We start from the raw sequence: 11,689 nt of genomic DNA, 5'->3' as shown, positions 1-11,689 counted from the left end.
AATTTAAACTTATGTGTGATACCTACATTGAAGTATTATAATTGATGAATTTTCGATTTTATAAATCAAACGATGTTCTAAATTGATCCTTCTAGACCACCATCCGGAATACTGATGTTTTAAGGGTTCAGGCTTACCAGTTCCTTCAAAAGGAGTGCGTTCGATTTCTTTTAACAAAGCATTTATTTTCTTATGGATAATTTTATCTGTATTAAGAAAATATAAATAATCTTCCCACGCTACCTCAAGAAACAATTTATCCATTATCTATCAAGTCTCTTTTTTTAGCTAAACCTTTATTGTAATCTTCTAAGCCTTCCTCTAATCTAAGGGCATTTTTAGGACTCTTAAGCAAATAGAAAGTTTCTTGCATACTGTCATAATCGGCTTTAGACATCACAACAACATCTTCACCATTTGCCCTTGTTACAAAAAGCGGGCTGTGGTTAGCAAACACCTTATCCAAATAAGATTTAAGACTTTGTCTAAATGAACTATAATTTGTGATTTCCATTGCTTTAAAATTAACAATCAAATTTAAACAAACGCATTCATTTGTACAACAATTTGTACAAATGACTTAAATCTCCTTTCATATTAAACAAAGGCAATTTAATATTGTTATTTTTGGGTATGTTAATTAAGATATATCCCGAGAATCCGAATGAAAAAGCCATTGAGCAAGTAGTTGAAGTCTTAAAAAAAGGAGGCTTAATTATTTACCCAACAGATACCGTTTACGGATTAGGTTGTGATATCACCAATCAGAAAGCGATTGAAAAAATCTGCCGTATTCGTGGAATAAAACCCGAGAAAGCAAATTTTTCATTCATTTGCTCTGATTTAAGGCATATTTCAGATTTCATTAAACCGATAGACACTACTGTTTTTAGGGTATTAAAAAAGGCGCTACCAGGACCATTCACTTTCATTTTTAATGCGAATAATAATGTACCTAAATTATTAAGTTCTAACAAAAAAACGGTTGGTATACGTGTACCGGATAACGACATTGCGAGGGCAATAGTTGAAGCTTTGGGTAACCCTATTTTATCTACTTCTATTAAAGATGATGATGAATTGATTGAATATTCTACAGATCCAGAATTAATTGAAGAGAAATATCAAGAATTAGTGGACATAGTTATTGATGGAGGATATGGCGATAATGAACCATCAACAGTTGTGGATTGTACTTCTGGAGATTTTGAAGTAATAAGAGAAGGCAAGGGAAATATTGAAGATTATTTATAAAAAGACTTTAATAAAATCAATTATTACTAACATTAAGTCGTAAAATCTTCACAATTTGTTTCGAAAACTAGGTTTAAGCCTAAAAACACTAAGAGTTAATTTTATTTTTCCACAAAGACAATAATTAACAACAAGTTAATATTTAAAACAGCCATTATCATATACATTTGTGCATAAACAAATTTATATGAGAAAACTTCTACTCTTTACCTCATTCTTACTTTTTTCTATTCAACTATTTGCTCAAGTAACGTTAACCACTTCACCTTATAAGGAAGAATTTAGTGGATTAGGCACAGCATTACCAAATGGTTTTACAGTAAGAACTGGAGCAAGTTCGAGCAACTTAGGTACAGCAGCAATTTTAACAACGGCTGCAACTGCTTGGAACAACACTACAGGTGCATTTAAGAATTTTGCGTCTGCAACAGCAGGTTCTGCAGCTACAACAGCAACCCAAGCTGCAGCAACAGATAGAGCTTTAGGCTTAAGACAAACTGGTTCAATTGGCGACCCAAACGGAGCTTTTGTATTCCAGCTAGCTAATACAACTCTAAAATCAGCATTGAAACTTAGCTTCGACCTACAATCATTAGATGTGAGCTCGCCACGAGTAGTAACTTGGTCGGTTGATTACGGATTTGGTGCTACACCAACAACATTTACAACTGCAACAGCAACTGGAACCTTAACAACAGGCGGTTCGTTATTTACTAATAACACCATAAACGTAGATTTTGGAACAGCATTAGACAATAACGCAGGACCAGTATGGATTAGAATTGTAGCATTATCAACATCAACTGGTTCTGGAAACAGACCAACAACAGGTATTGATAATTTTAACCTAACCTTTACCTCTGGGGCAACGGTAGTGCCAACTTTATCAACAACTCCTACCTCTTTAGATTTTAACACACAACAAGTAAATACATCATCAGCAGAAAACAGCTTTGTTTTAAATTCTGCTAATCTTAATGGAACAGCCGTAAACCTAACTACAACTGCACCTTTTAGTATTTCTAAAACTTCTGGTGGTACTTTTAGCACCTCTTTAAACTACAGCAATGCAGAACTAACAGGAAGTAATACTGTTTATGCTAAATTTACACCTACGGCAACGGGAACATTTAATGAAGTTATAAATATATCTGGTGGCGGTGCTGCCGTTTCCCCAACAGTTTCTCTCTTAGGCGTTGGCCAAACTGGGGTTATTACTGTAGATCAAGGAACATTAAATTTTGGAAATCAAGCTACAGGTACAACTTCTACTGTACAAACCTATAACTTATCTGCTTCCAATTTAACAAATAACGTAACTGTAAGCACAAGTGCTCCATTTGCAATTTCTAAAGATAATATTACATTTAGTACTTCTATTAATTATACTATCGCCGAGTTGGCAACTAGTAAAACTGTGTATGTTCGTTTTAGCCCAACTGCAATTGGAACTTTTACCGAAAATGCTTTTAATGCAAGTTCGGGTTCAAGTACAAAGATTGTAATACTAACAGGTGTGGGCACAACACCACCAGCTGCACCAGTGCATGTTGTAATAAGTGAGGTTTATGGTGGCGGTGGTAACGCTGGAGCAACTTACAAAAACGATTTCATCGAATTGTATAACCCAGATAATGTTGCCGTAAATTTAACAGGTTGGTCTGTTCAATATACTAGTGCCACAGGAACTGGAACTTGGGCTAAAACAGACTTAACAGGAAGTATTCCTGCTAAAAGTTTCTATTTAATACAGTCTGCCGCAGGAACAGGAGGCACAGTTAACTTGCCAACACCAGATGTAATTGGAACTTTGGCTTTATCTGGCACAACCGGAAAAGTAATTTTAAGCAATGCTAATGTGGCTTTAACAGGAGCTAATCCAGCTAGTGCCGCAGTGGTAGATAAAGTTGGTTTCGGTCCAACAGCTACAGGTTTTGAAGGAACGCCAACTGCTGTAATCTCTAACACTACATCCGTAGAACGTAAAGCAAGTGCAACATCTACAGCTGCAAGTTTAGCTGTTGGCGGTGCCGAAGAATTTGACGGAAATGGAAGAGATACAGATGTAAACAGCGCAGATTTTGTAGTAACTGCTCCAAATCCTCAAAACTCATTAGTTAAAGAACCAACTGGAGCAAATCATGTTGTAATTAGTGAAGTTTATGGCGGTGGTGGCAATAGCGGTTCGGTTTACAAAAACGATTTCATAGAACTATATAACCCAACACTAAGTGCTGTAGATTTAACAGGTTGGTCGGTACAGTATGCAAGTGCTACTGGTACTTCTTGGCAAGTAACTACCCTAACAGGCACTATTGCCCCTAAAAGTTTCTATTTGGTACAACAAGCCGCTGGTACTGCTGGGACAACTAATTTACCAACAGCTGATAGAACTGGAACAATTGCAATGGCAGCTGGTGCCGGTAAAGTTCTATTGGCAAATGTGGCTACTGCACAAACAGGAAGCTTACCTACTGGAACACAGATTATAGATTTTGTAGGTTATGGTGCAACTGCAAATAGTTTTGAAGGAACTGGTCCTGCCCCTGTTCCATCTGCAACATTTTCTGTTGAGCGTAAAGCAAGTGCAACATCAGACGCAATTAGTTTAGGTGTTGGCGGCAGTGAAGAATTTAGTGGAAATGGATATGATACCGATGACAATTCATTAAACTTTGTAAGTAAAGTAGCAATGCCCCAAAACGCTACAAGTACAGAGCCTGCATCACTATCCGGACCATATTTAAGTACTACACCAAAAACATTAGCTTTTAGTAATCAAGCTATAAACACTGTTTCTGCTGCTAAAACTTATGTATTATCTGCTGGCAACTTAACAAATGCGACAACAGTAACGGTTAGTGCACCTTTTTCTATCTCTAAAGACAATAGCACATTTTCTACTTCTTTAAGCTATACGGTAGTTGATTTAGCAACCAACCAAACGGTTTATGTAAAGTTTAATCCAACAAGTGCTGGTAATGCAACTGGTACAATTTTACACGCCAGTGCAGGTGCAACTTCACAAAATGTAACTTTAACAGGCCCAGGCATAGACCCAAATCAAACTGCATTTAGTTTTGAGAATTGCACAACTGTTGGAAGCTCTGCCTTATCTGATGGTTTTTATCAATATAGTGTAACAGGTGCTCAAACGTGGGGATGTACAACTACTTTTGGTCACGATTCAACTGACCCAGCTGGCTTAGCAAGTGTTGGAAATGCCTTACAAATTAATGGTTTTTCAAGCGGAAATATTTTAAATCAAGATTGGTTAATTTCTCCAGCATTAAATTTATCTAATATGACTTATGCAGTACTTTCTTTTTGGACACGCTCTGCATTTTCTGGAGACAAATTACAATTAAAAGTTAGTACAAACTATACAGGCACTGGCGACCCAAGCTTAGCTACTTGGACAAACATAGATGGTAAATTCCCAGAAAGTGGGTCGGATGTTTGGACAAAATCTGGCAACATAGATTTATCAACATACAAGGCTTTACCCGTTTATGTAGCCTTTGTATATAACTCTAGCACTTCTTCGGCAAGCCGTTGGACAGTTGATGATTTTGCGGTAACCAACTCCCTAACCCCGCCTCCTGTTGATATCACTATATCTAATACGAGCTTAAATTTCGGTTTTCAAGCATCAGGAACAACCTCAGCAGAAAAAACATTCGGTTTCTCGGCTGGTAATTTAACTGGCGATGTAACGTTAACAGCTCCTACTAATTTTACCATTGCCAGCACAAGCGGAGGCACTTTTGGCCCGAGTGTAACTTATACCAAAGCAGCAATTAACAATACATCGCCTACGGTTTATGCGAAATTTTCTCCAACAGCAGTAAATACAAGTTATTCTGGAAATGTAACTATCGCTACTGCGGGTTCTGCAAATAAAACAGTAACCTTATCTGGTAATACTTTCGATGTAGCCAATACTTTGGAAGTTGTAAACTGGAACATTGAGTGGTTTGGCAGTCCTGCTCAAGACCCAGCAAATGATACCCAGCAAGCTGCCAATGTAAAAACAATTGTAAATAACATAAATGCAGATGTTTATGGCCTTGCCGAAGTTGTAGATACCGCCTTATTTAGAGCAACCGTTTTACCTGCCGGATATAATGTAATTTTTAGCTCATTTGGTTCTTATGCCGATAATAAATTAGATGTTGACTATCCGTCAGCGCAGAAGTTGGCTTTTATGTATCGCACAGATATTATTAAGCCAGTTAGAACTTTTGGCGTACTGGAAGACACTTATAATCCAGCAGTAGCTTCTACTAGCGCAGATGGAACACCCTATAAAAACTGGTCATCTGGTCGTTTCCCTTTTGCCATGGAAGCCAATATAACCATTAACGGCAAGACCGAAAATGTTTACTTTATGGAGATTCACGCTAAGGCAAACACGGGTACACCTGCTGAGCAAGTTGATTCTTACAATAGAAGAAAAGGCGGAAACTTACAATTAAAGAATTGGATAGACGCCAATCTTCAAGGAAAGAAAGTAATCATTTTAGGCGATTTTAATGATGTTTTAAATCCTGATAAGACCATTGCTCCAATGCCTACTGGTACTGGAACATCTTATTCAGATTTTACAAATGATGCAGCAAACTATTTCCCCATTACTTTGCCACTTGCATTAGCAGGAAAACAATCTACAGCTGGCTTCAATACAGTAATTGATAATGTTATTGTTAACAAAGCCTTAAACGCAAACTATATACAAGGCACAGCCGAAGTTTTGGATGGAGTTACTAGTTTGGTTACCAATTACAGTTCTACCACAACAGACCATTATCCTATAAAAACGAGGTATTTGTTTGGCAACGGCGAGCCTACTTTAGCAACTATTGCTAATGCTACGGTTTGTTATTCTCCAACAAATCAAACCATTGCCTTAACAGGAATTACGGCTGGTGCAGAAACTACACAAACTACAACTTTATCTGTTACATCAGACAATGCAAATTTATTTGATGTACTTACCGTTGCAAGTACAGGAACTACAACTGGGGCGATAACTTATCGTTTAAAAAACAATGTTGCAGGTGTTGCAAATATTACTGTAACCGTAACTGATAATGGCGGAACTGATTTTGGAGGAGTTAACAATACTAGCAAAACATTCAAATTAACGGTAAATGGTTTAGCAACTGCAACAATTGCTGGCACAACTGCTGTACCTCAAAATGCCACTGCCCCTACAATTACTTTTACAGGGGCAAATGGTGTTGCACCTTACACTTTTATCTACAATATTAATGGAGCAACAAACAGAACTGTAAGTACCACCACTGGAAATAGTGTAACTGTTACTGCTCCAACAAACGTGGTAGGTAGCTTTGCTTATAACTTAGTTAGCGTAGCAGATGCAAATTGCAGTCAGACACAAACAGGAACAGCAACTGTTTTAATTAGACCATTACCCGTAGCAACAATTGCAGGCACAACAGTTGTTTGTATCAATAGTTTATCTCCAACAATTACCTTTACTGGTTCAGTGGGTACAGCGCCATACACCTTTACTTATTCAATTAATGGTGGATCTGCCAGAACTGTTACTACAAGTTCAACAACGGCAACCGTAACTGCACCTAGTAATGTTGCTGGTACTTTTACTTATACCCTGGTTAGCGTAGCTGATGCTTATGCAACACAGGCACAAACAGGAAGTGCAGTTGTAAATATAAATACATTACCAGTGATTAACATTTCAGGCAATACCTCTACTCCTATTTCTAAAGGAACTCCTGTGATGCTTTCTGCAACTGGTGGTGTTAGTTATAGTTGGTCGCCAAGTACAGATATAGTTACTGGACAAGGAACTGCCAATTTAACGGTTAGACCGAAACAAACTACAACGTATGCAGTTACAGTAACTAATGCATCAGGTTGTACAAGCAATCAATCAATTACAATAGCGGTAGAAGAAGATTATAAAATTAAACCATTAAACATTTTAACCCCTAACGGTGATGGCAAGAATGATAAGTTCACGATAGAGAACATCGATTATTATCCAAACAATACCTTAAAGATTTTTGACAGATCTGGTAGAATTGTGTATACCAAAAAAGGTTACGCCAACGAATGGGATGGAACTTATAATGGTACTGCATTAGCCTCCGACACCTACTACTACATCTTAGATTTTGGCACAAACATTAGTCAGTTTAAGGGCTACATCACAATTATTAGAAACTAAATTGTATTAAACAGATGAAGATTTTCAATAAAACATATCAAATGCTACGCCATACAGTTTGGTCACTTTTGCTTATCACAATAGTTTTATCCTTAACAGGAAATGAAACAAAAGCTCAGCTTAATCCTTTAAGTTCGATGTATTTCTTAAACCAATATCAAGCAAATCCAGCGTATGCTGGACTGAATGATGGTTTAAACGTAAATGTTAACTACCGTAAACAATGGAGCAATATTCCTGGTGCACCAAGTACACAAGGTATTACAGCAGATTATAAATTGAACAAAGTTGGCTTAGGCGTTAACTTTTATAACGAAAAAGCTGGTTCTTTACAACGCACAAAAGCTGTAGCTACTTATGCTTATCACTTGCCATTAAATGGAGATAACCAAAAACTAAATTTCGGCGCATCTATTGGCATAATGAATGAGCAAGTGGATTATAGTAGTGTAAATGGAGATGTTACAGACCCCAGCATTACGCAATTTAATAATAAAGGTTCTTTATTTGATGGAGATTTTGGAATAGCTTACACCAGCGATAAGTTAAATATTGAAGCTGCCATTCCTAATATTAGAAGCTTTATTAAACAGGAAGATGATAATGTAGTAGACCGTTCTCGTTTTTATGCTGCAGCTAGTTATAAAATCAGTACAGGAAGTGGAGCCAATGCATTAGAGATTGAACCTAAAATTGCTTTCAGGGAAATTGAAGGCTATGATAGCATTTTTGATGCTGGTGCAAACTTTAACTTTACCAATAAGCTTTTCATTATGGGAATGTATCATAGTTCGAAAAGTGCATCATTTGGTGCAGGCATTAACTATCGGTCATCCTTAGCTATAATGGGTTATTATACCACTGAAACATCTGCGTTGCAAGGTTCGGCTAATGGTACATTTGAAATTAGCTTAAAAGCAACATTGTTTGGGAAATAACCTTCGAGGTTGACAAAATTCAAAGCCGCTTCCATAAATGGAGCGGTTTTTTTGAATCTAACCACAAAGGCACTAAGAACACAAAGCTAGATGATTTGCCTTTTTGTTCTTCGTGTCTTAGTGGTTGAATTTTTTCACCTTCAAACACAAAGGCAATAAGTATGCTAAGCTATATTAAGTTTTCTTAATATTATCAGTGTCTTCGTGGTTAAATTGCTCGCAGTTATAAGCCAAAATGGTTACTTTTAGCTATGCTAAAAAAAATCAACCTTACAGTTTTTGCAAAGTTTTTCCAATCTGGTAAAGTAGGTGGAATTCTCCTCCTGATCTGTGTACTCATTTCCTTATCGATTGCAAATTTTGGGGATGCGGAATATTTCAACAACTTTTTAGCTAGAATATTAGGCTTTAACTTAGGTATAGTTGAAATAAAATATAGTATCTCTGCTTGGGTTAATGATGGTTTAATGGCCATATTTTTCTTATTGGTCGGCTTAGAGATCAAACGAGAATTAATAGAAGGAGAACTATCTACCTTAAAAAAAGCATCTTTACCTGTTTTAGCCGCACTAGGCGGAATGATTGTTCCTTCTCTGATATTTTTCTTCTTTAACAAAGGTGAAGAAACGGCCTCAGGCTGGGGCATTCCGATGGCAACAGATATTGCTTTCGCACTAGCCATCATCGCCATGTTAGGCAAAAATGTTCCCCCATCTTTAAAAATATTTCTAGCAGCTTTGGCAATTGCCGATGATTTGGGAGCAATTTTAGTAATTGCCATATTTTACACCGCACAAATTCATTGGAGCTATCTATTAATGGCAGGAGGTGTTTTCGCTTTGCTACTTGCATTTAATTATTTTAAAATCAAATCACTTTGGCTTTATTTAATTCCAGGAGTTTTTTTATGGTACTTTGTTCATCATTCTGGCATACATGCAACCATTGCTGGTGTGTTATTGGCGTTTACCATCCCAACTAATCACACTGCAGAGCTATCGCCCCTAGAAAAATTAGAACACTTTTTAACTATTCCTGTTAACTTTTTAATTATGCCGATTTTTGCATTAGCTAACACCAACATTACTTTCCAAAAAGAAATGATTGATGGATTAATATCGCCACTTGGACTTGGGATTATATTCGGATTATTCTTTGGCAAAACCATCGGCGTAACCTTATTATCTTGGTTTGCAGTTAAAATAAAGTTGGCAAAACTACCTTCCGGCGCCAATTGGAAACATATTATAGGCGTTGGTATGTTGGCGGGCATCGGTTTTACCATGTCTATATTTATTTCCTTGCTTTCTTTTAGCAATCCAGAATATGTGGTTGAAGCTAAGTTTGCCATACTCTGCGCTTCAATTATTGCTGGTACTTTCGGCTTTATTTATTTAAAAAGTATCAAACAAAAAATTAACTTTAAAGAAACCAAATCATAAAACAATGAACAAGAAAGCGTTAATCATCCTTTTACTTTCCTTAGTAGTTAACGAATTATATGCTCAAAATGAATGGGCATTTAAAAAAGATAAAATTTATACATCTTGGGCAAATGATTTAAATCCTAATGCTCCTTTGCCAGAATACCCGCGACCACAATTGGTTAGGGATAATAATTGGAAGAACTTAAATGGGCTTTGGGATTATGCCATTACGCAAAAAGCAGAAGTTAATCCAACCCAATTTGAGGGCAAAATATTAGTGCCTTTTGCTGTAGAATCTGCTTTATCTGGTGTAAAAAGAACCGTTGGTAAAGACAGTACTTTATGGTATAGAAACAATATTACCATTCCCACAACAATGAAAGGAAAACAAATTTTATTGCATTTTGGTGCAGTAGATTGGCAAACTGAAGTTTTTGTAAATGGTAAAAGTGTGGGTACACACGAGGGTGGTTTTGACCCATTTAATTTTGACATCACTTCATTTTTAAACAAAGCAAAAACACAAGAAATTAAAATACGGGTTTGGGACCCAACTGAGGATGGGCCACAACCTAGAGGAAAACAAGTTAAAAGACCTCGTGGAATTTGGTATACGCCAGTTACTGGTATTTGGCAAACGGTTTGGTTAGAAGCTTTGCCTGGAACTTACATTATTAACACTAAACAAACACCAGATATTGATGCGCATACTATTAAAGTAGCTGTCGCTTTAAATAAAACTACCGAAACCGACAAAGTTAAAGTAGAAGTGCTTGAAGGCACAAACGTAATTACCTCTGGGTTTTTAGGAACTGATGGTTCGGCAACATTAAAATTAACCAACGAGAAATTATGGTCGCCAAGTAGCCCTTTTTTATATGATTTAAGGATTAGCTTGATAAGGAACAATAAAACGATTGATCAAGTTATGAGTTATTTCGCCATGCGAAAAATCTCTATGGGCAAAGATGAAAATGGCATTCAACGAATGTTATTAAACAATAAATTTTTATTCCAATACGGACCATTAGACCAAGGTTGGTGGCCAGATGGTTTATATACCCATGCAACAGAAGCGGCAATGAAATTTGATGTTGACCAATTAAAGGCAATGGGCTTTAATATGATTAGGAAACACATCAAGGTTGAATCTGCTCGTTATTACAACTATTGCGATAAAATGGGAATGTTGATTTGGCAAGATATGCCAAGCGGCGATTTAGGCAATAGCTGGAATCCTAATCCTGGAACAGTGAATAACGAAACGGAGAAAAATCGCAGTGCGGATTCTGAGGCTAACTACCGCAAAGAATGGACAGCGATTATGGATGAGCTTCATAATTTTCCGAGTATTGTTGTTTGGACACCATTTAATGAAGCTTGGGGTCAGTTTAAAACTGTTGAGATTACAGAGTGGACAATGAAAAAAGACCCATCAAGATTGGTAAATAGTGCCAGTGGTGGTAATTTCTTTAATACTGGTCATTTTGTAGACTTGCACAATTACCCACAGCCCGCAATGCCCAGACCAGATTTATTTGGAAAAGACAGGATATTGGTGTTAGGAGAATTTGGTGGTTTGGGTTTACCTATCGATGGACATACTTGGCAACAAAAAGACAATTGGGGTTATCAGAGTTTTAAAACTAAAGAAGAGTTATTTGCAAAATATGCTTCATTCATTAAGCGTTTAGAAGAATTAATTCCATTGGGTTTATCTGCTGCTGTTTACACGCAAACAACTGATGTAGAAATAGAAACAAATGGAATTATGACTTATGATAGGGCAATTATAAAAATGCCTGTGACTGAACTTCATAAAATACACGCCAAACTTTACAAGTAACCTTACC

7 protein-coding genes are annotated in these 11,689 nt (G+C 36.8%); 5 read left to right on the top strand and 2 right to left on the bottom strand.

Features of this window, described 5'->3' with window-relative positions:
* Positions 1 to 9: 9 nt before the first annotated feature.
* Positions 10 to 264, bottom strand: a complete 255-nt coding sequence (locus R2Q59_RS02935) for a Txe/YoeB family addiction module toxin (protein WP_316765555.1) — start codon at positions 262 to 264, stop codon at positions 10 to 12.
* Positions 257 to 514 carry a type II toxin-antitoxin system prevent-host-death family antitoxin gene (locus R2Q59_RS02930; protein WP_316765554.1) on the bottom strand — a complete coding sequence of 86 codons (258 nt, stop codon included), beginning with the start codon at positions 512 to 514 and terminating at the stop codon, positions 257 to 259. The genes R2Q59_RS02935 and R2Q59_RS02930 overlap by 8 nt, the downstream gene beginning before the upstream one ends.
* Before the next feature lie 119 nt (positions 515 to 633).
* On the opposite strand from R2Q59_RS02930, the gene R2Q59_RS02925 reads away from it, so the two are divergent.
* From R2Q59_RS02925 to R2Q59_RS02905, 5 genes are all read left to right on the top strand, one after another.
* The gene (locus R2Q59_RS02925; RefSeq protein ID WP_316783531.1) at positions 634 to 1,254 is read left to right on the top strand and encodes an L-threonylcarbamoyladenylate synthase; all 621 of its coding nucleotides are present in this window, start codon (positions 634 to 636) and stop codon (positions 1,252 to 1,254) included.
* A gap of 187 nt (positions 1,255 to 1,441) precedes the next feature.
* Positions 1,442 to 7,471: a lamin tail domain-containing protein gene (locus R2Q59_RS02920; RefSeq protein ID WP_316783529.1), complete on the top strand. Its 6,030-nt coding sequence runs from the start codon at positions 1,442 to 1,444 to the stop codon at positions 7,469 to 7,471.
* 14 nt (positions 7,472 to 7,485) lie between these two features.
* On the top strand, positions 7,486 to 8,409 hold the full coding sequence (locus R2Q59_RS02915; protein ID WP_316783527.1) for a PorP/SprF family type IX secretion system membrane protein: 924 nt from the start codon (positions 7,486 to 7,488) through the stop codon (positions 8,407 to 8,409).
* A gap of 251 nt (positions 8,410 to 8,660) precedes the next feature.
* Positions 8,661 to 9,851: a Na+/H+ antiporter NhaA gene (gene nhaA / locus R2Q59_RS02910; protein WP_316783525.1), complete on the top strand. Its 1,191-nt coding sequence runs from the start codon at positions 8,661 to 8,663 to the stop codon at positions 9,849 to 9,851.
* Positions 9,852 to 9,855: 4 nt separating this feature from the next.
* Positions 9,856 to 11,682: a glycoside hydrolase family 2 protein gene (locus R2Q59_RS02905; RefSeq protein WP_316783523.1), complete on the top strand. Its 1,827-nt coding sequence runs from the start codon at positions 9,856 to 9,858 to the stop codon at positions 11,680 to 11,682.
* Positions 11,683 to 11,689 lie beyond the last annotated feature (7 nt).

The organism is Pedobacter frigiditerrae (assembly GCF_032678705.1).
In the GTDB taxonomy this organism is placed as follows: domain Bacteria; phylum Bacteroidota; class Bacteroidia; order Sphingobacteriales; family Sphingobacteriaceae; genus Pedobacter; species Pedobacter frigiditerrae_A.
Note: the sequence above shows the minus strand (reverse complement) of the source record. Positions and strands in the feature narration are given on the sequence as shown.

Coding starts and splice junctions, on each gene's coding strand:
- R2Q59_RS02935 (WP_316765555.1), bottom strand. CDS start 264: ATGGATAAATTGTTTCTTGAGGTAGCGTGGGAAGATTATTTATATTTT.
- R2Q59_RS02930 (WP_316765554.1), bottom strand. CDS start 514: ATGGAAATCACAAATTATAGTTCATTTAGACAAAGTCTTAAATCTTAT.
- R2Q59_RS02925 (WP_316783531.1), top strand. CDS start 634: ATGTTAATTAAGATATATCCCGAGAATCCGAATGAAAAAGCCATTGAG.
- R2Q59_RS02920 (WP_316783529.1), top strand. CDS start 1,442: ATGAGAAAACTTCTACTCTTTACCTCATTCTTACTTTTTTCTATTCAA.
- R2Q59_RS02915 (WP_316783527.1), top strand. CDS start 7,486: ATGAAGATTTTCAATAAAACATATCAAATGCTACGCCATACAGTTTGG.
- nhaA (WP_316783525.1), top strand. CDS start 8,661: ATGCTAAAAAAAATCAACCTTACAGTTTTTGCAAAGTTTTTCCAATCT.
- R2Q59_RS02905 (WP_316783523.1), top strand. CDS start 9,856: ATGAACAAGAAAGCGTTAATCATCCTTTTACTTTCCTTAGTAGTTAAC.